Here is a 21,382-nt window from a genome sequence, read left to right on the forward strand (position 1 = left end):
TGCCTGATATGTTGTATTAACTTTGAGTAAAAAATTTAAGAGCGGAGACAGCAAGTCCTTACTGTTGTCTCCGCTCTTTTATATTTCTAACATTCATCTTGCATGTATGTGAGCATATCCTTGTCTCCACGGCCGGAGACATTGATCACAACAGTGTCGGTGGGCTTGAATCTCTTTACATCAAGGACCCCGAGAGCGTGAGCCGATTCAAGAGCCGGGATTATACCTTCGATTCGTGAGAGACGGAAAGCGGCATCGAGAGCCTGGCGGTCAGTGATGGCGAGCACTTGGCTGCGTCCGGATGTTGCAAGATAGGAGTGAAGGGGACCTACGCCGGGATAATCCAGCCCTGCGGAAATTGAATAAGGCTCGATCACATTGCCGTCTTCGGATTGCATGACCAATGTTCTTGACCCATGCAGGATGCCTTCCGTGCCTAACGTCATGGTGGCGGCGGTGTGTCCGGAATCCACTCCGAGTCCGGCTGCTTCGGCTGCAATCAGTCGTACCGATGGCTCGTTTATGAAATGATAGAACGCTCCGGCAGCATTGCTGCCTCCTCCTATGCATGCTATCACATAGTCAGGTAGTTCCGATCCGGTCTGCGAAAGGAGCTGACTGCGTATCTCACTTGATATCACCGACTGGAAATGTGCCACCATCTCGGGGTATGGATGAGGTCCTACGGTCGAGCCTATCACGTAGAAGGTGTCGGGATTGGAGCACCAGTAGTTTATAGCCTCGTTAGTGGCGTCCTTGAGGGTGCTGCTGCCGCTTTTGACGGATTCGACTTTAGCCCCGAGCATAAGCATGCGGTCAACGTTAGGTTTCTGTCGTGCCACATCGGTTGCGCCCATGAACACGGTGCATTCCATTCCCATAAGCGCACATGCTGTTGCCGTGGCGACACCATGCTGTCCGGCCCCGGTTTCAGCTATTATGCGGTGCTTGCCCATGCGCTTGGCGAGAAGCACAGAGCCGAGAGCATTGTTGATTTTGTGGGCACCTGTGTGATTGAGATCCTCTCGTTTGAGATAGATATTGGTGTTGTAACGTTCGCTCAGCCTGTTTGCCCGGTAGAGTGGGGTGGGGCGGCCTACATAGTCGCGTAGCAGGGTGTCAAGCTCTTGATTGAATTCCTTGTCGGCTGCATATCTGTAGAATGCTTCGCGGAGGAGCCGGATGTTCTGTTGGAGAATTTCCGGGATGTATGCGCCTCCGAAATGTCCGTAATAGCCTTCCTCATCTACAGGAAGGAGTGAATGAAATTGTGTCATAGTCTCATGTATCCGCCATACCGGCGAGTCTTGAAGGGTTAAAAATTTTTATAAAAAAGAGGAGCCGCCGATGTATCATCGATGGCTCCTCTTGGATATCTTTTCAGGAAAATGCTTTTGTGATCGCTAACTATATATGTGTGCGATAATGCCATCGATAATCTTTACCGATGCGCCACCAATAGTTCTGATTGTTGAGCATATTTCTCATTTTGTCGTATTTCTGTCGGCAAAATTATATCTAATAATTCAAACTGCCAAGAATTTTACTGAAATTTTATAGGTTGATTATTTTTTTTATAGTCTGTATCGACGGGTTGACTGCTATGATTTTGCCCGCAGGGTTGATGAGATAGGAGGAGTATCCACCTTCGGGATGGTATCCGGGTGATATGCCGTGCGCCTTGACGTTGCGTATATGGAACTGTGTGAGAGAGTCGAGACCGTCATTTCGCACTATCTCGTTGAACAGTTTGAGGTTATCGTCGGTATTGACTGAGAGAAGCTGGATGTTCTTGTGCTTGTTGTCACGGAAGAAGCGGTCATACTCCCCTGCGGCGATCCTGGATACAGCATTGTGCGAGTCCCAGAAGTTCACCAGCACATATTTGCCTTTCAGATCGGACAGTGATATCTCACCGTGGTTTCCGTGCACTTCCGTTATGTGTGGTTGCTGTTTGAGTTCCGGAGTGCGCTGTACGACGCGTTCGGCAAACATCCACACTGCAAGTATGAATATCGCTACAAAGGTTGTGAATATCCAGAACGTTCTCATAATTGTCCGAAAAAATTGCTTACATATATAATAACTTATGATTCTTTGGTATTGTTCTTGTCATCCTGAAGCATGTCCCATCCACCTCCGAGAGCTTTGTACAGAGCCACTACAGCGAGGTATTCATCACGAAGTGCATTGCTGAGGCTTATCTGCGCATCAAAGTAGCGACGCTGCGCATCAAGCACGTCAATGTAATTGAGGGTGCCACCCTTATATTGCACATGAGCGAGCTGTACATATTTGCTTGCGGCGTCACGTAGCTCCGCTTTCAGGGCGGCAGCTTCATATACGCGCTTATAGGTCACTATGGCATTGTTTACATCGGTGAATGCCTGTAGCACTGACTGCTCATAGGTGTAGCGTGCCTGTTCGTAGGCAGCGATAGATGCCTGATATTTTTTCTTCTTTCGTCCGAAGTCGAGTATGGACCCGGTGATGGAGCCGATAGCGTAGGAGAAAGGGGACTTGAAGAATGATGATAATTCGTCATTCTCAAGGCCTCCTGAGAGGCTGATGCGTAGATTGGGGAAGCGGTCGGCATACGAAAGGCCTACGCCTGAGAGAGCTGCGGCGAGTGACTGCTCGGCAGAACGTATGTCGGGTCTGCGCCTCAGAAGTGTGGACGGAATTCCGAGCGGAAGTTTTGCCGGGAGAGTCTCGTTGAGGTAAAGAGTGGAGCGTTCCAGTTCCTGCGCCGGATATTCGCCCATGAGCAGAGTGATGGCATTGCGGGCCACTGATATCTGTCGCTCAAGGTTGGGGACGAGTGACGCTGTAGAGGCGTATTCCACTTTTGCCTGCTGATACACTGTTTCGGAGGTAAGTCCGCCTTCGAATCGCAGGCGGGCCTGTTCCAGTGACTCTTTGCGTGTCACGAGGGTCTGCTTCACGATGTCAAGTTCATTGTCGAGGGCTATTAGCCGGAAATAAGCCTCTGCTACCTCTGCCACGAGTGTCATGCGCATGGCTCTCATGTCCTCTACCGAGGCGAGATATTTGGCTCCGCTCTGTTTGCGTGCCCAGGATAGTGCCCCCCATAGGTTCACTTCCCATCCTACTGATACTTTTAGGTCGTATTCAGGATCTTTTTTTGTACCGTTGCCTCCGTAATTGTTGGTCTCATGATCGGCACTCAGCAGACCTGTGACTTCAGGAGTGAGGTTGACTTTCTCAATTCCGTAAAGTTTCCTCATCTGTTCTACGCGGGCAGCCGCCTTGAGCAGGTCGCGGTTGTTTTCAAGTGTTTTGGTTATTATCTTACGCAGAGGTTCGTCGGCGTAGAATTCCCACCATGCCATATCGGCGATAGTCAGGGAGTCGTTAGGCGACTCGGGAGTGTATGTGGCAGGCATTGCCAGCTCCGGCTTTGAAAGATTCTTTACGCCGGAGCAGGAGCTGATGACCGTCAGCACTGATGCCAGAAGTATGTATGATGCAGCTTTCATTTCTTTTTCAATAAACGTGTTGGGTTAGGAATACGGAAAGTGGAGCGGCGGCGGTTGAGCTTGTCGATGGCGACAAAGAAGAACGGCACGAACACTATGCCTACCGTGATGGCGACAAGCATTCCGAAGAATACACCTGTGCCTATGTCCCGCCTGGCGGCAGAACCCGGACCGGAGGCAAACAGAAGAGGAAGCAGTCCGAGCATGAAGGCGAGCGATGTCATCACTATTGGACGGAAGCGGAGCTTGGCGGCTGTAAGGGCGGCATGCACAGCATCGACACCTTTGTCAACCTCCTCTTTGGCGAACTCCACGATGAGGATGGCATTCTTCGCGACAAGACCGACGAGCATCACCAGACCTATCTGGAAATATATGTTGTTTTCAAGTCCGCACATCCATATTCCCAGGTATGCTCCTATCCCTGCTATCGGTAGGGACAGTATCACAGCCATGGGTACGCTCCAGCTTTCGTATTGGGCGGCAAGGAATAGGAACACAAACAGGAATGCGAGTCCGAGCACCAGTCCGGTGTTGCCGTTTTCATGTTTCTCCTGGTATGACAGTCCGCTCCATTCCACACCGATGTTCTCGGGAAGTTTGGTCCTGACTATCTCCTCAAGAGCTGACATAGCCTGCCCGGTGCTATAGCCGTGGGATGCTTCGCCGGAGATAGTCGCTGAATTGAACATGTTGAATCGCGACATTGTGCCGGGACCGGTAGTGAAGTGGGATGTGCCGAGCGAAGATATAGGCACCATGGCGTTGTCGGCTCCTCTTACGAAGAAGAGGTTAAGATTCTCCTTGTTGGACCTGTAGGGAGCTTCTGCCTGGATGTACACTCGGTATATGCGGTTGAACATATTGAAGTCGTTGACATATATCGATCCGGTGAAAGCTTTCATTGTGGAGAAGATGTCGCTTACCGGGATGCCCTGCATTTTGGCCTGGTCGCGGTCCACATCGAAGTATAGTTTAGGTATGTCGGCCTGCATCGATGTAGAGAGCCCCGATACCTCAGGACACATCGCCGCATAGTGCTTAAGGGTGTCGACTGCCTGTTGCAGATCGCTGTAGGAGGCGTCTCCTCGTGCTTCGAGCACCATTTCAAAACCTCCTGACGAGCCTAATCCGGGGATGATGGCGGGAGAGAAGATGAATACTTCACTCTCGGGATAGGTCGACAGATGTGCACGCACCCTTTCGCGTATCTCGGAGATACTCTCGGTGGAGCGTTCGTCCCAGGGCTTGAGTATCACAGTGAGTTGAGTGTGGGCGGGATTGGTGCCTACTCGTGGTGATGAGCCTGTGACATTGAGCACGTATTCCACATCTGGATCATCGGTCAGGTATGCGATGGCCCGCTCGGTCACTTCGCGGCTACGCTCTATTGTTGCGCCCTCGGGGAGTTCGAGCTCCACGGTGAAGTATCCCTGGTCCTCCTGCGACATGAAGCTTCGCGGCATAAGTGTGTTCATGAGCCATATGAATATCAGTGCCATTCCGAATGCCACATACATGCGTTTGGGGTAAGAGAGCGCCTTGCGTATCATACGGCAGTAGAAGTTGTTGCCGCGTGCAAGCCACATGTTGATGAGTCGGAACACTCTGGCTTTCTTTTTGCTTGATGCCGGACGGAGCAGCTTGGCACACATCACCGGGGAGAGCGTGAGAGCCACTACTGTGGATATGATCACTGATACCGCTATTGTGATTGTGAACTGACGGTAGAGCTGACCTGTGATTCCGGGGAGGAAGCTCACAGGAATGAATACGGCGCAGAGCACGAGCGACATGGCTATAAGCGCGCTGCTCAGATTGCTCATGGCTTTGGCTGTTGCCTCGTAAGGGGAGAGTTTTTCAGTGTTCATTATGCGGTCCACATTCTCCACCACCACTATGGCGTCGTCCACCACTATGCCTATGGCGAGAATAAGTCCGAGCAGAGTGAGCATGTTGAGCGAGAATCCGAATATAAGCATCACGCCGAAAGTCCCGACAAGCGATATCGGCACAGCAATGATGGGGATGAGGGTTGAACGCCAGTTTTGCAACGACAGGAACACCACAAGGATCACCAGCACCAGTGCCTCGAAGAATGTCCGGTACACATGATGGATCGACTCGGATATATAAGTGGTCATGTCGAAAGGTATCTCGTAGGTTATGCCTTCAGGGAAACCTTTGGCTATGATCTCCATCTCCTTTTTTACTGCATCGGCCACTTCCATGGCGTTGGAGCCGGGGAGCATGTTGATGTTGAGCACAGCGGCATTGCCTCCGTTGATTCCGCTCTCGGTGGAGTAGCTTGACGCTTCAAGCGACACTCGTGCCACATCCTTTAGCCTTATTATTGACCCATTGGCGTCGGCACGTATCACTATGTCCTCGAATTCCGCTACAGTCGAAAGCCTTCCGCGGGCAATGATAGGCATTGTGAGATCGATGTCAGTGGCAGGAGCCTGGCCGAGCACTCCGGCTGCCGATTCGCGGTTCTGGTCCTTGAGTGCCGACTGTATGTCCTTTACCGTGAGCCCCAGGTCGGCAAGCTTGTCGGGTGCCACCCATATCTGCATGGCATAGTAGCGGCTTCCGACATTGCTCACACTTCCTACTCCTGGGATGCGGCGCAGGGGGTCGAGAACGTTGAGCGTGGTGTAGTTGCTGAGATACACTTCGTCAAATTTCGGGTCGGACGAGAGTATCGTGATGGTCATAAGGCGGCTTGCAGTCTCCTTGGATACCGATATGCCGTTCTGTACCACTTCGGCAGGGAGTCGTGATTCTGCTTTTTTCACACGGTTCTGGATGTCTACGGCTGCGAGCTCGGGGTCCGTGTCTATATCAAAGGTCACGAGGGCAGAGAAGCCTCCGGAATTGGAGCTTGACGATGACATGTATATCATGCCCGGTGTGCCGTTGAGCTCCTGTTCTATGGGTGTGGCTACGGCCTGTGTCACTGTCTGGGCATCCGCTCCGGGATAGGAGGCTGTTATCTTGACCACCGGGGGGACAATCTGAGGATACTGGTCCACAGGAAGCATTGCCAGCCCTATGCCTCCGATTATGAATATGACGATCGATATTACTATCGAGAATACAGGGTGCTCTAAAAAGAAATTGCGCTTCATGTCAGCCCTCCTTTCCTATGTCAGCATTGTCAGCTGATGATGTTTCTGTCTCAGTCTCCCCCTCTTTGACAGGGGCTGCGACAGGGTTTACTTTCATTCCGTGGGAGAGTTTGTGATAACCTTCCACTACTATTTTTTCACCTTTGGCAAGACCGCGTTCTACTATAGTGCTGTTCCCTACCTGCGGTCCTATCTCAATGAAGCGTTTCTCTACAACGCTGTCGGGGCGTACCACATAGATATATGCACCGCCTTTCTCGATCACCATGGCTTTGTTAGGGATTTCCACGGCATGTTCCCTGACATCAAGAAGGACTTTCACTTTGGTGAATTCTCCCGGCAGGAGGCTGCGGTCGGGATTAGGCATCTCAGCACGGACGGAGAATGTCCCTGTCTTCGGATCGACCTGAGGATCAGCGAAATCCACAAGCCCTCGGTGGGGATATACGGAGCCGTCGGCAAGAGTGATGGTCACAAACGAGTTCCATTTCCGTGTGGAGTCCGCGCCTCCGAGATTGACATTCCTGTCCTTGCTGCGCAGATAGTCGAGAGCGGTCATTGAGAAGTCAACTCTTACAGTGTCGCTTTTCACCACGGTTGCGAGCAGTGATTTGCCACCGCCGGGACCGACGAGTGTGCCTATGTCGGCTACACGCTCGGATATGAAACCTGATATGGGTGATGTCACCTGAGTGTAGCCAAGGGTCATCTGAGCCTGTGTCAGATCTGCCTCACTTACGGCGAGTTCGGCTTTGGATATCTCATAGGCTGCTGTAGCGTTGTCAAGATCGAGCTGGGATGCCGCGTTATGTGCATAGAGAGGCTTTATGCGGTTGAGGTCGCGCTCCGCTTTCTGCTTGTTGGCACGCGCCTTGTTGACATGGGCACGCGCTTTGTCGACATTAGCTTTATACAAGCGGGGGTCTATGACAAACAATGTCTGTCCTTTCTTTATATAAGAGCCCTCCTTGAAGAGCATGTTCTCAAGGTAGCCTTCCACGCGGGCATGGATTTCGACAAACTGTTGGGCTCGGATTTTGCCTACATATTCGCCGTATATGTTTACATTGTCGGTGGTCACAGTCTCAACCTCCACAGTGGGAAGTATGTTTTCCACTTTCTTAGAGCGGAAAGTGAAGTATAGGGCAATCCCTGCTGCAATTACTATTATGGCAATGATCGACCAAAACTTTGCGCTCCGTAATGTCATGTATTTATTAGGCATAATCAAAGAAAAATTGGTGATAATAAATAATGGGATGAACTTTTTAACAATCAGAATCTTAAATTTAACATTTAAGGATTCTAAAAAGTTCATTCCCTCTGTATATTTTATTTATGAGATAAAATTATGGGTTTTTACTTATGCAAAGGTAGTGAATCCTGTATTAACACAAGGTAAAATGTTAACAGAAACATCAAATGTGTAAACCAACGTCCAATAATAAATACAAATGGTTTGATCATTCGGAATATTTTCAGTGATTACTTGCCGGTGCGTTTCGGAATGGTTTATGATGCGCATCCATGCTGTTTGTATTAGGGGTTCTTATTGAATTTATTGTAGCCTGACTTATTGTAATAAGTAAAATATGTTGCTATTAAAGTTGCTGAAATAATTAATTTTAACTAACTTTGCGGTAATAAAACTTAATTCTAATCCCATTCTGTTGTGTATCAAAAATTTACTGCCATATTGGCTGGCGCAGTCATTTCGCTTGGTTTATCAGCGCAATCTAACGGACTTACTGACACTTCCCGCAGTCGGCATGCTGTAATGAGCAATACCCCTCTCGGAGCTGTGAAATGGACCGGAGGATTTTGGGGAGAGCGTTTTAATGTATATAGCGGTACTTCTCTTCAAAGCATGTGGGACACTTGGAACAATCCTGACGTTTCTCACGGTTTCCGCAACTTTGAGATTGCTGCCGGCACCTGTCCCGGAGAGCATTGGGGGCCACCTTTCCACGACGGCGATATGTACAAGTGGCTTGAGGCGGTGGCGGCTGTGTATGCTGTCAACAAAGACCCCGAACTTGATGCCCTGATGGATAAGTTTATCGGACAGGTGGTCAAGGCGCAGAGGGAGGATGGGTATATCCATACACCTGTGATCATTGACGAGCGCAACCGCGGGGTCGATACTCATGCTTTCCATAAGGATCAGACCGTGGTTGGCACCAAGGTGGGAGCCGAAGATGAGAAAGGCGCGTTTGCCAATCGTCTTAACTTCGAGACCTACAATCTCGGACATCTCATGATGGCGGGTATTGTTCATAAGAGAGCCACCGGCAAGACAACGCTGTTTGATGCTGCGGTCAAGGCTACTGATTTTCTGTGCCATTTTTATGAGACAGCTTCCGCTGAGCTTGCCCGCAATGCCATATGTCCCTCGCATTATATGGGTGTGGTGGAGATGTATCGTGAGACACGCAATCCGCGTTACCTCGATTTTGCCAACAATCTTATCAACATACGCGGGCTGGTCGAGAACGGCACTGACGACAATCAGGACCGTATTCCGTTCCGCGACCAGTACAATGCCATGGGTCACGCTGTCCGTGCAAATTATCTTTATGCGGGAGTGGCTGACCTGTATGCCGAGACCGGTGAGGAGCAGCTGATGAAGAACCTCACAAGTATATGGAACGACATTGTGACCCGTAAGATGTATATCACAGGAGCATGTGGTGCGCTCTATGACGGCACATCACCCGACGGTACATGCTATGAGCCTGACAGCATACAGAAGGTGCACCAGAGTTATGGCCGTCCCTATCAGCTCCCTAACAGCACAGCCCACAACGAGACATGTGCCAATATCGGTAATATGCTGTTCAACTGGCGCATGCTTGAGTCGACCGGCGATGCCAGATATGCCGACATAGTGGAGACCGCTCTTTACAACAGTGTGCTCAGCGGTGTCAGTCTTGACGGCAAGCGGTATTTCTACACCAATCCGCTCCGTATGAGCGATAATCTTCCCTATACTCTCCGCTGGCCCAAGACCCGCGAGGAGTACATAAGCTGTTTCTGCTGTCCGCCCAATACGCTCCGTACAATCTGTGAAGCTCAGAACTACGCATATACGGTTAATGACAGCACCCTGTGGTGTAACCTTTATGGGGATAGCGAGCTGCGCACGTCTCTCGGCAAGAAGCGTCCTCTTGCTGTGACCCAGCACACAGGTTATCCTTATGACGGCAAAGTGGTGCTGAAATTTGTAGAGACACCTAAGAAAGAGGATATCACCCTGAATCTCCGTGTGCCTTCATGGTGCGATAAAGCCACGGTGAGTGTCAACGGTAAGCCTGAGGCTGTAAGTGTTACCCCTGACAGCTATATCTCCCTGCGCAGGGTGTGGAAGCCCGGCGATGAAGTAGTGTTCGATATGGATATGCGCACCCGGCTTCTTGAGTCGAATCCTCTTGTCGAGGAGACTCGCAATCATGTGGCTGTAAAGCGCGGTCCTATCGTCTACTGCCTTGAGAGCATTGATATAGAGGATGGCAAGTCAATCGATGATGTGCTCATTCCTGCTGATGCGGCGTTCACTGAAAAGGACATCACTATCGACGGAAGCCGTATGACAGCACTTGAGACCATGGCGCGCCTGGCTGACAACGGTGATTGGACCGGCAAGCTTTATCGCGAGGTAGGGAGTGCCGACAAGAGTGTCAGAGTGACCCTTATACCTTACTATGCCTGGGGAAACCGTGACAAGGCTGAAATGAGTGTATGGTTGCCTTTGTCGAGGTGATCGGCGTTCGGTGACATTTGTCCGGCGGGGATATTATAACAAACAAAAAATAACAGCATGAAGAAATCTTTTACCACAGCAGGGCTTCTTTTCACGGCATTTACATTATATTCAGCCGACATTTATGTATCGCCTGCGGGTGATGACCGGAACTCCGGCGAACAGGGTGCGCCTAAAGCCACTCTTACTTCGGCTCTGCGTCAGGCGCGCGAGATGCGACGTCAGTCCCTTCCGGGAGTTGAGTCGGGAGTGACCATACATATGGCACCGGGGAATTATTGTGTGTATGAGCCTGTGTTTGTGCGTCCTGAGGACAGTGGCACGCCCGAGGCTCCGACTGTCATAACATCCGACGGTGTTGCATGGCTCAATGGAGGAGTCAGGATTGACGGTTGGAAACGTCAGGGCAAGCTTCTTGTGGCAGATGTGCCTGCGTTCAATGGTCGTCCGCTCGATTTCCGTCAGTTATATGTCAATGGAAAGAAGGCGGTGCGGGCTCGTGACGTGCAGGATTTTGAGAAGATGCACCGTATCATGAGCAATGATCCTGTCAACGAAATTCTTTGGGTGCCTGCCGAGGCTGTCAAAGGGATATTGAAGTCACCCTATGCCGAGATGGTGCTGCATGAGATGTGGTGTGTGGCGAATCTGCGTATCAAGTCCATAGAGATACATGGTGACAGCGCAGCTGTAAGGTTCCATAATCCTGAGAGCCGCATACAGTTTGAGCATCCTTGGCCGCGTCCGATGGTTACTACCGACGGACATAATTCGGCATTCTATCTCACCAATGCCAAAGAGCTTCTCGACACTCCGGGAGAATGGTATCACGACATCAGCACCCGAAAGTTGTATTACTATCCTTATCCCGGAGAGACTGTCACAGACGCAGTGGTTCCTGCCGTTGAGACACTTCTCAATGTGGAGGGTACGCTCGACCGTCCTGTTGAGAATGTGAGATTTGAGAATATAGGGTTTGAGTACACAACCTGGATGCGTCCCTCTCTTATGGGGCACGTGCCTTTGCAGGCAGGAATGTATATGACCGACGGTTACAGGATCAGTCCGAAGATGGAACGTTATCAGAACCATAAGCTCGACAATCAGGGCTGGCTCGGTCGTCCCGAGTCTGCGGTCACTGTGAGCGGGGCAAGGGATGTGTATTTCATCGGATGCCGGTTCGAGCATCTCGGTTCGTCGGGGCTCGATTACAAATGGGGCACACAAGGCGGACTTGTAAAGGGATGTCTGTTCCGTGACATAGCAGGAAACGGCATTGTGGCTGGAAGTTTCAGCCCTGGGTCGCATGAGACCCATCTGCCTTATGATCCTGCTGACGGCAGGGAATTATGTTCAGGCCTCATCATATCCAATAATCTCATCACAGATGTATCCAACGAGGACTGGGGCACGCTCGGCATTGCTGCCGGCTACGTCAAGGGTATCAATATAGAGCACAATGAGATCAGTGATGTGTCCTACAGTGGCATAAGTCTCGGGTGGGGATGGACTCGCACAGTCAACTGCATGCGCGACAACCGTGTGCATGCCAATCTGATACATCATTATGCCCGCCATATGTATGATGTGGCAGGCGTGTACACGCTTGGCTCTCAGCCTCACAGTTGGGTGACAGAGAACTGTGTGCGTGACATATATGTGCCGGGTTATGCTCATGACCCCAAACATTGGTTCTATCTTTACACCGATGAGGGCTCTTCATTCATCACAGTGAAGGACAATTGGACCGAAAGTGAAAAATTTCTCCGGAATGCCAACGGTCCTGGCAATGTGTGGGAGAACAATGGTCCGAACGTGGACTCCAAAATCAAGGAGAATGCCGGACTTACCAAAGATTATCAATACCTTAAAACCTTATAATCAGCCATGAGTAAAAGATGGATGACATTATTGGGCGTATTTGCCTTGGCTTCGGCAGCTTCAGCTCAGACCTGGATATGGTATCCGGGCGACTATGAGATATGGCTCGGCAACCGGATGAACAACAACCGTACCGAGCGGGGAGCATTCTTTCCCCCTTTCTGGAAAACCGACAGCCATTTTGTGACTGTGGAGTTCAGCAAGCAGCTCGACCTTGCCCAGCCTGAGGAGATCGAGATTGCGGCTGAGGGTAAATACAACGTGAAGTTTGACGGCAAGCTCCAGTTCGGAATGCCTGATAAGTTCACCTTGCCGGCAGGCAAGCATAGTCTTAACATAAAGGTGTGGAATCAGTCGACACCACCTTCTATATATGTGAAAGGACGTTCCGTCAACAGCGACGGAACATGGAAAGTGACCAACGAGGATAAAGAATGGATTGACGAAAGCGGAAAGGCGAGCGACACTTCCGCCACCGAGTATGCTCTTGCAGGATACTGGGACTTTAATGACATTAACACACCTCCCTCCAAGGTGTCGCCGCTGAGATATGAGCCTATGTCATATGTCTCGGTTGAGGATAAGACAGCCGATGGCGGCAGGCTCTATGACTTCGGTAAAGAGACTTTCGGCCGCATTGTGCTCAAGGATATTGTAGGGCATGGGACTGTGAATATATATTATGGTGAAAGTCCGGAGGAGGCTCTTGACCTTGACCATTGCGAGACTCTCGACAAGATCAGATTCTCGGCAGATGATGTGCGTGACCTTGCCACCAATGTGTCGGTCCGCAATTCCGGTGACTACACTCTTGATAACACTAAAGCGTTCAGATACGTGTATGTGGCTCCCGAATCGGGAGTGAAAGTAGGGGATGTTGCAATGCTGTATGAGTATGCTCCGGTGGAATATCGAGGCTCGTTCAGATGCAGCGACCCTGAACTTAACCGTATATGGGATGTCGGTGCCTACACCATGCATCTCACGACAAGAGAATTTTTTATTGACGGTATAAAGCGTGACCGTTGGGTGTGGAGCGGAGATGCAGTACAGAGCTATCTGATGAACTACTATCTGTTCTTTGACAGTCCGACGGTCAAGCGCACAACGCGCCTCCTGCGTGGCAAGGACCCTGTCACAGCCCATATCAATACCATAATGGACTATACTCTGTACTGGTTCAATGGGATATATGACTATTACCTGTACACCGGTGACAAGGATTTTGTGAAAGAACTCTATCCCAGGATGCAGTCTCTGATGGAGTATGTGCTCGGACGCACCAATAAGGATGGAATGCTTGAGGGTATGACCGGCGATTGGGTGTTTGTCGATTGGGCTGATTTCCCTATGAGCAAGCAGGGCGCGCTGTCATTTGAACAGGTGCTTTTCTGCAAGAGCCTTGAGACAATGAAGCTTTGCGCTGATATTGTTGGCGATACCGCCGATGCCGGTCGTTACGGCAAACTTGCTTCGGAGCTTCGTGGAAAGCTTATTCCTACATTCTGGGATGAGTCGCGCCAGGCTCTCGTACATAATGTGGAGAACGGCAGGAAAAGTGATCAGGTCAACAAATTTGCCAATATGTTTGCCATCAATTACGGTTTCTTTGACGCTCCTACCACAAAGTCAGTCATGGAGAATGTGATGCTCAATCCCTCTGTCCCTGCTATCACCACCCCCTATATGCGCTTCTATGAGCTGGAGTCACTGTGCAGCCAGGGTATGCAGGAGCAGGTGCTCGGAGAGATGAAGGATTACTGGGGCGGAATGCTCCGTGAGGGCGCGACATCATTCTGGGAGAAATATGTCCCTACCGATTCAGGTTCCCAGCATCTTGCCATGTATGGTCGTCCCTACGGCAAGAGCCTGTGTCATGCATGGGGTGCAAGTCCTGTCTATCTGCTTGGGAAGTATTATCTTGGGGTTATTCCGGTAAAGCCGGGTTACGAGGAATTTTCGATCACTCCTGTTCTCGGAGGACTGAAATGGATGGAAGGTTCGGTCCCCACTCCTGATGGAGACATATCGGTATATATGAACGACAGAGAGATCCGCATAAAGGCGACTGAGGGCAAAGGGTATCTTAATGTCCGCTCCGGTAAGCTTCCAAAATCATCTTATGGAAAGTTTGAAAAGACCGGAGACAACAGTTATCGTCTTTTTATAGATACACATGATGAAATAACAGTCAAATACAAGCATATCTGATGAGAATTGACATATTGAAATATTCAGCGGCTGTGTTCGCAGCGATGGCTTTGTGGGGGTGTTCAAGCCGGCAGTCGGTGGCTATCGAATATCCTGGAAACTCATCCAATAGAGTGGTGTTTGCAGCCGAGCATCTTGATTCCGTGCTCCAGACTATGGGCTATGATGTGTTGCCTGCTCTGGAGGGAGCACCTGAAGGCACCAAGGTCATACGTCTGTCTATGGTTTCCGACAGTGTTGGTCCGAAGGAGGGTTTCACGATAACCACTGTCAATGACACTATCAACGTGATTGGAAATGACGGATCCGGTGTCATATACGGTTGCCGTGAGGTCATTGACCGTGTCGGGTTCGGAGGCAGCCTCGACAGTGTTCCGGCAGAATTCACCGATGCTCCTGAAATGGTGCTTCGTGGAGCCTGTGTGGGTGTACAGAAACCCTATCTGCTACCGGGACGTGCCGTATATGAATATCCTTACACTCCTGACAACTTCCCTTGGTTCTACGATAAGGAATTGTGGGTGAAGTACCTGGATATGCTTGTGTCCAATCGCATGAACTCCCTTTATCTGTGGAACGGCCATCCTTTTGCATCGCTTGTCAAGCTTGAGGACTATCCGTTTGCAATAGAAGTGGACGATGAGACTTTCAAGAAGAATGAGGAGATGTACTCGTTCATTACCAATGAGGCTGACAAGCGTGGTATCTTTGTGATACAGATGTTCTATAACATTCTTCTTTCCAAGCCTTTTGCCGAGCATTACGGCCTAAAGACGCAGGACCGCAACCGCCCCATAAGCCCTCTGTTGAGCGATTACACCCGCAAGAGTGTCGCCGCATTCATTGAGAAATATCCTAATGTAGGGCTGCTTGTGTGTCTTGGCGAGGCAATGGATACTTACGAGGATGATGTGGTGTGGTTCACCGAGACCATTATTCCTGGAGTGAAGGACGGACTGGCAAAGCTTGGCCGTACGGATGAGCCGCCGTTGCTTCTGCGTGCTCACGACACTGACTGCAAGATGGTGATGGATGCCGCTCTTCCTATATACAAGAATCTCTATACTATGCACAAATATAATGGCGAGTCGCTCACCACTTACGAGCCTCGCGGTCCCTGGACCGAGATACACCGCGGTCTCAGTTCGCTTGGGAGTGTGCATATAAGCAACGTGCATATTCTTGCCAATCTCGAACCGTGGCGTTGGAGCTCGCCCGATTTCACACAGAAGGCTGCTCAGGCAATGCATGATGTACATGGTGCGAATGCTCTGCACCTGTACCCTCAGGCCTCCTATTGGGACTGGCCCTATTCGGCTGACAGTATACCCGGCGGTCGTGAACTCCAGCTTGTGCGCGACAGCACCTGGTACGAGGGCTGGGGAAGGTATGCATGGAATTGCAGGCGTGACCGCAACGATGAGGTGAAGTACTGGAACCGTCGTTTCGCACGTACCTACGGTCTTTCCGATGATCAGGGAGCAGCAATACGTGAGGCGTTTGAGGAATCGGGAGAGATAGCTCCAAAGCTTCTGCGCCGTTTCGGCATCACAGAAGGCAACCGTCAGACACTTCTTCTCGGCATGTTCATGAGCCAGTTGGTGAATCCGTATAAATACACTATCTATCCCGGTTTCTATGAGAGCTGCGGCCCTGAGGGTGAAAAGCTTATCGAGTTTGCTGAAAAGGAGCACAAAGGGATCCCCCATGTCGGAGAGCTTCCGCTTGATATCACGTCTCAGTGTGTGGTCCATGGCGATAAGGCTGTAGAGGCTATTGAAAGACTTCAAGGAAATGTCAAGGCTAACAAGGATGAGTTTGACCGTCTGAGCAATGACATGCACTGCTATCGTCTGTTTGCTTATTTCTTTGACAATAAGGTCAAGGCTGCCCGTGAGGTCCTCAACTATCAGTGGACCAAAGATCTGAAATATCTTGATGCTGCTGTCCCGTATCTTGAGAAGAGTCTTGATTATTACCGTCAGCTCGTAGAACGCACCAAGGGCACATATCTGTATGCCAACAGTATGCAGACCAACATGCGTCGTATACCCATTGCCGGTGATGGCGGAAAGAACAAGACATGGGAGGAGCTTTATGTCCACTATCAGAAGGAGCTTGAGAACTTTAGAAACAACATTGCGATGCTCAAGGACAAGGCGGCAGGTAAGGATTCCGGAGCTGATGAAGTCATCTCTCCTCTCTCTGAGGCGGATGTCACTGTGTCAGGACCATGGAAACGTGTGAAGCTTACCGAAGGAGCAGCAGTGCTTGCCAATATGCCTGATGCCAGAGTGAGAGGACTTGCTCCAGAGCTTGACGGATTGACTGCATTCCAGGTGAATGGAGACGACCAGCGCAAGGATGGAACAAAGATCGATTTCACCTGTCAGGCACCTGTCAGACTCCTTGTAGGTTATTTCAAGGATGATCAGAAAAAGTATGCCAAGGCTCCTAAACTTGAGACCGATGCTTCTGCCAACGAGTACGGTCAGGCTGAGCCTGTGCTGACCAATGCCATCCATCTTGATAAGATGCCTTTGGCGAATGTTCATGCTTACAGCTTCAATCCGGGAAGCCATTCTCTGTTGCTCCCCAAGGGTTACACTCTGGTACTCGGATTTACTTCTGACGAGATCAAACCTCGCAACGCCGCTCTTGCAGGCGCAGACGAGGCTATGGATTGGCTTTTCTATTAACCAACGGACAATTTAATTATGAAACGACTGTTTGTATCATCTTGTCTTTCCCTGATAATCGCCATTGGCGCGCTGGCTCAGCGTCATGTGAGCCAGGAGCGCATGGCTGAGGTGTATCGTGAGTCACGGACACCCTATAAATACGGTCTTGTAGTGGCTCCTCAGGACAACAAGCATAAGATTGATTGTCCGACTGTGTTCCGTGAAGGTGACAAGTGGTATATGACTTATGTGGTCTATAACGGTCGTTCAGGAACTGACGGTCGAGGGTATGAGACATGGATTGCCGAGAGTGACAACCTCCTGGAGTGGAGGACTCTCGGTCGCATCCTGTCATATAAGGACAAAGGATGGGACCGCAATCAGCGCGGAGGTTTCCCTGGGCTGATTGACTGGACCTGGGGTGGCGGTTATGCCATACAGAGTTTCAAAGGCAGATATTATATGACCTATATAGGAGGCGAGGGCACAGGATACGAGGCTGTCAATGCACCGTTGTATGTGGGTCTTGCTTGGACCAAGGGTAATCCAGGCTCAGCTCACGAATGGGAGAGCCTTGACCGTCCCATCTTGTCGGTCAATGATAAGGATACCCAGTGGTGGGAGGGACTGACTCAATATAAAAGCACCGTATATAAGGATGAAGCAAAGACACTCGGCGCGCCGTTTGTGATGTACTATAATGCAGGAGGCATCAATCCGCAGACAGGTATCAAGGGTGAGCGCATAGGCATAGCTCTGTCCGACGACATGAAGAAATGGCGACGTTACAAGGGTAATCCTGTGTTCACACATGAGGCTCAGGGTACCATTACCGGTGATGCTCAGATACAGAAGATGGGTGACCTTTATGTGATGTTCTATTTCTCAGCGTTCAATCCTTCTCGCCCCTACAAGGCATTCAACACGTTTGCTTGCAGTTATGATATGGTGACGTGGGACGATTGGGAGGGTGACGACCTTATATTCCCCACCAAGCAGTATGACGAACTTTTTGCTCACAAAAGCTATCTTGTCAAGCACGATGGTGTTGTATATCATTTCTATTGTGCTGTAAATAATGCGGACCAGCGTGGTATAGCTGTTGCCACAAGCAAGCCTATGGGACGCTCGGCAGTCCGTTTCCCGGAACGTCCGGCGGTGGGCAGACGCACTGTTGTCAATCTCAATCAGGATTGGACCACATGGCTTGGTGACGATAAGGGCTCTTCAATTCATGTGAATGTCCCTCACAACTGGGATGACTATTATGGCTATCGCCAGCTCACTCACGGAAATCTTCACGGCAATGCCACTTATGTACGTGATTTTGATGTCCCCGTCCGCGTTGATGGTAAACGATATTTCATAAATTTTGAAGGAGTAGGTTCATATGCCCATATAAAGTTGAATGGTCATGATCTCGGTCGACATCCATCGGGACGCACTTCCCTGACATTTGATGTGAGCGATTATCTGAATTATGGTGGCACCAACACTCTCGAAGTCCTTGCCGACCATCCCGAAATGATTTCCGATATGCCTTGGGTGTGTGGAGGATGTTCATCGGAGTGGGGATTCAGTGAAGGCTCACAGCCTTTAGGCATATTCCGTCCGGTACAGCTTGAGATTACTGACGAGGTGAGAGTGGAGCCGTTTGGCGTGCACATATGGAACAATGCCAAGTGTGATTCGGTGTTTGTAGAGACCGAAATAAAGAACTATTCTGACAAGCCTGCTACATTCGATTTTGTAAATAAGTTTGTAAATGCCGATGGCAGGCAAGTGTTCCGTCTCAGTGAGCAGCTGACTCTGAATCCAGGCGAGACACGCTTTGTCACCCAGTCCTCTCCGGTCGCTGACGCTCATCTTTGGGATACAGGTGACCCTTATCTTTATAAGCTTTCCACAATGGTAAAGCGTAACGGCAAGACCACCGAAGAGGTGAGCACCCCTTATGGCATACGCTCTTTCAGCTGGCCTGTCAAGCGCAATGACGGTGACCGGCGGTTCATACTTAACGGCAAACCGGTGTTCATTAACGGTGTGTGTGAGTATGAACATCAGTTTGGTGCATCACATGCATTCAGCGATGAGCAGATCGAGGCGCGCGTCAAGCAGATAAAGAATGCCGGATTCAATTCGGTGCGTGATGCCCATCAGCCTCACAATCTGCGCTATCAGGAGCATTGGGACAAGGAGGGTATACTCTTTTGGCCGCAGTTCTCGGCTCATATATGGTATGATACCCCTGAGTTCCGTGATAATTTCAAGAGACTTCTGCGTCAATGGGTCAAGGAGCGTCGAAATTCTCCGTCGGTAGTTATGTGGGGATTGCAGAATGAGAGCACTCTTCCTCGTGATTTTGCTCGTGAGTGTGCCGATATTATCCGTGAGATGGACCCTATGGCTCGTGATATGCGTGTTATAACCACCTGCAATGGAGGCGAAGGTACTGACTGGAATGTGATACAGAACTGGAGCGGCACCTATGGAGGTGATGTCAATGCCTACGGCAAGGAGCTTTCCGGTCCTAATCAGCTGCTTAATGGTGAATACGGTGCCTGGCGCACACTCGATTTTCATACCGAGCCTGGCGAATTCGATCCGAAGGGCCCTTGGAGCGAGGAGCGCATGTGCCAGCTCATGGAGACCAAACTGCGTCTTGCCGAGGAGGCTAAGGATAGCGTGTGCGGTCATTACCAGTGGATCTACAGCAGTCATGATAATCCCGGTCGCCGTCAGCCCGACGAGGCTTACCGCCGTATCGACAAAGTAGGACCGTTCAACTACAAGGGGCTCGTCTCTCCTTGGGAGGAGCCTGCTGATGTCTATTATATGTACAAGTCCAATTATACGGATGCATCTTCCGATCCGTTTGTGTACATAGCGTCCCGCTCCTGGCGCGATCGTTTCAGGTCGGCACGTAATGCTACTGTACAGGTCTACAGCAATTGTGATTCGGTCCGTCTGTTCAATGATGCCGTTGATGCCAACTGGCTCGGCACAAGGGCAAGAGGAGGTATCGGCACACACATGGAATGGAAGGATGTGCCTGTCCGTTACAATGTGCTCCGTGCTGTGGGCTATCATCATGGAGAAAAAGTAGCTGAGGACTTGATAGTTCTTGACAATCTTGAGAAGGCTCCCGGCTATTCGGCTCTGCTTTCACCGGGCACTAAGGGGGTCAAAGGCGAGGACGGCTACAATTATATCTATCGTATAAACTGTGGCGGAGATGCCTACACCGATGAGTTCGGTCAGAAATGGCTTGCTGACGATTCGATATATTCACGTTCGTGGGCTCATGATTTCAAGGGTTTGTCACCCTATATTGCAAGTCAGCGTGTCACCGGTGATCCTATCTCCGGGACTAATGACTGGGAGTTGATGCAGAGGTTCCGGTTCGGGCGTCATAAACTTTCATATAATCTGCCTGTTCCTGATGGCAGATATCGTGTTGAACTTTATTTTATCGAACCTTGGCATGGCACAGGCGGTGGTGAAGGTACCGATTGTGAAGGATTGCGCATATTCGATGTGGCGGTCAATGGTGTCACCGTCATTGACGACCTTGACATTTGGGCCGAGGCAGGACATGACCGCATGTTGAAAAAGGTTGTTGACTGTGATGTCAGAAATGGCATGCTGTCAGTAAGCTTCCCTGAGGTCAATGCAGGCCAGGCTGTTATTTCTGCGATAGCTGTGGCTACTCTCGACAATGGTGTAAAGCCGGCTGAGCCGAGGACTGCGGCATGGAGTTGGCGAGATGCCGATATGGATGTCATAGAGAAAATGCCGTCGGAACTTTTGCCTAAGGATGAGAATGCTCGTGCGGCAGTGACCTATGAGGCCGAAAAGGCAAAATGCACAGGCAGGCATCAGATCAAGGAATTCAAGAAACAGACAGGTGTGTTCTTCAACGGCAAGGGCTCCATTGAGTGGACGGTTTCTACCGGACTTGCCCAGGTGTATGCGCTCCGGTTCAAGTTCATGAATACCAATAAGCGTCCTGTGGCTGTCAATTTCAAACTCATTGCCCCTAATGGAGCAGTGCTGAAGGATGATACCATAAGTCTGCCCGACACTCCTGAGAAGTGGCGCATGCTCAGCACCACTACCGGATCGTATATTAATGCAGGTACTTATAAAGTGGTGATCTCGGCTCCCGATCTCAGTGGGGTGGCTTTTGATTCATTGGAAATTCAGTAAGGGATAATT

Annotated in this window: 10 protein-coding genes; 5 read left to right on the top strand and 5 right to left on the bottom strand. The window is 50.3% G+C overall.

All coding sequences use genetic code 11. From position 1 onward, the window contains the following. Positions 1 to 86: 86 nt before the first annotated feature. The 5 genes from trpB to EZ315_RS07860 all read right to left on the bottom strand — a co-directional run bounded on the left by trpB (position 87) and on the right by EZ315_RS07860 (position 7,856). On the bottom strand, positions 87 to 1,277 hold the full coding sequence (trpB, locus tag EZ315_RS07840; protein WP_135471580.1) for a tryptophan synthase subunit beta: 1,191 nt from the start codon (positions 1,275 to 1,277) through the stop codon (positions 87 to 89). 277 nt (positions 1,278 to 1,554) lie between these two features. Next, a complete protein-coding gene (locus EZ315_RS07845) occupies positions 1,555 to 2,052 on the bottom strand; it encodes a peroxiredoxin family protein (protein WP_135471581.1) in 498 nt (165 codons plus the stop codon). A gap of 35 nt (positions 2,053 to 2,087) precedes the next feature. After that, entirely contained in the window at positions 2,088 to 3,500 is a 1,413-nt protein-coding gene (locus tag EZ315_RS07850) for an efflux transporter outer membrane subunit (RefSeq protein ID WP_135471582.1), read from the bottom strand. Continuing rightward, positions 3,497 to 6,631: an efflux RND transporter permease subunit gene (locus EZ315_RS07855; protein ID WP_135471583.1), complete on the bottom strand. Its 3,135-nt coding sequence runs from the start codon at positions 6,629 to 6,631 to the stop codon at positions 3,497 to 3,499. Before EZ315_RS07855 ends, EZ315_RS07850 begins: the two co-directional genes overlap by 4 nt. Before the next feature lies 1 nt (position 6,632). Beyond that, on the bottom strand, positions 6,633 to 7,856 hold the full coding sequence (locus EZ315_RS07860) for an efflux RND transporter periplasmic adaptor subunit (protein WP_135471584.1): 1,224 nt from the start codon (positions 7,854 to 7,856) through the stop codon (positions 6,633 to 6,635). A 447-nt stretch (positions 7,857 to 8,303) separates the two neighbouring features. Between EZ315_RS07860 and EZ315_RS07865 the strand changes: the two genes are divergently transcribed. From EZ315_RS07865 to EZ315_RS07885, 5 genes are read left to right on the top strand one after another with little or no spacing between them, the layout of a single operon-like run. Beyond that, a complete protein-coding gene (locus EZ315_RS07865; RefSeq protein ID WP_242452540.1) occupies positions 8,304 to 10,391 on the top strand; it encodes an aceric acid hydrolase in 2,088 nt (695 codons plus the stop codon). A gap of 57 nt (positions 10,392 to 10,448) precedes the next feature. Continuing rightward, complete coding sequence (locus EZ315_RS07870; RefSeq protein ID WP_135471586.1) at positions 10,449 to 12,272, top strand: right-handed parallel beta-helix repeat-containing protein; 1,824 nt, start codon at positions 10,449 to 10,451, stop codon at positions 12,270 to 12,272. A 6-nt stretch (positions 12,273 to 12,278) separates the two neighbouring features. Then, a complete protein-coding gene (locus tag EZ315_RS07875; protein ID WP_135471587.1) occupies positions 12,279 to 14,483 on the top strand; it encodes an alpha-L-rhamnosidase-related protein in 2,205 nt (734 codons plus the stop codon). 44 nt (positions 14,484 to 14,527) lie between these two features. Further along, positions 14,528 to 17,182, top strand: coding sequence for an alpha-d-galacturonidase (locus EZ315_RS07880; protein WP_135471940.1), 2,655 nt, complete (start codon positions 14,528 to 14,530; stop codon positions 17,180 to 17,182). Positions 17,183 to 17,200: 18 nt separating this feature from the next. Next, positions 17,201 to 21,373 carry a beta-d-glucuronidase/beta-L-arabinofuranosidase gene (locus EZ315_RS07885; protein WP_135471588.1) on the top strand — a complete coding sequence of 1,391 codons (4,173 nt, stop codon included), beginning with the start codon at positions 17,201 to 17,203 and terminating at the stop codon, positions 21,371 to 21,373. The last annotated feature ends 9 nt before the right edge of the window (positions 21,374 to 21,382 follow it).

It is taken from the genome of Duncaniella freteri, assembly GCF_004766125.1.
GTDB classification, from domain to species: Bacteria; Bacteroidota; Bacteroidia; order Bacteroidales; family Muribaculaceae; genus Duncaniella; species Duncaniella freteri.

Excerpts from the sequence above, each read along its gene's own strand:
- EZ315_RS07845 (WP_135471581.1), bottom strand. The coding sequence starts at position 2,052 with ATGAGAACGTTCTGGATATTCACAACCTTTGTAGCGATATTCATACTT.
- EZ315_RS07870 (WP_135471586.1), top strand. The coding sequence starts at position 10,449 with ATGAAGAAATCTTTTACCACAGCAGGGCTTCTTTTCACGGCATTTACA.
- EZ315_RS07880 (WP_135471940.1), top strand. The coding sequence starts at position 14,528 with ATGGCTTTGTGGGGGTGTTCAAGCCGGCAGTCGGTGGCTATCGAATAT.
- EZ315_RS07855 (WP_135471583.1), bottom strand. The coding sequence starts at position 6,631 with ATGAAGCGCAATTTCTTTTTAGAGCACCCTGTATTCTCGATAGTAATA.
- EZ315_RS07875 (WP_135471587.1), top strand. The coding sequence starts at position 12,279 with ATGAGTAAAAGATGGATGACATTATTGGGCGTATTTGCCTTGGCTTCG.
- trpB (WP_135471580.1), bottom strand. The coding sequence starts at position 1,277 with ATGACACAATTTCATTCACTCCTTCCTGTAGATGAGGAAGGCTATTAC.
- EZ315_RS07850 (WP_135471582.1), bottom strand. The coding sequence starts at position 3,500 with ATGAAAGCTGCATCATACATACTTCTGGCATCAGTGCTGACGGTCATC.
- EZ315_RS07885 (WP_135471588.1), top strand. The coding sequence starts at position 17,201 with ATGAAACGACTGTTTGTATCATCTTGTCTTTCCCTGATAATCGCCATT.
- EZ315_RS07860 (WP_135471584.1), bottom strand. The coding sequence starts at position 7,856 with ATGCCTAATAAATACATGACATTACGGAGCGCAAAGTTTTGGTCGATC.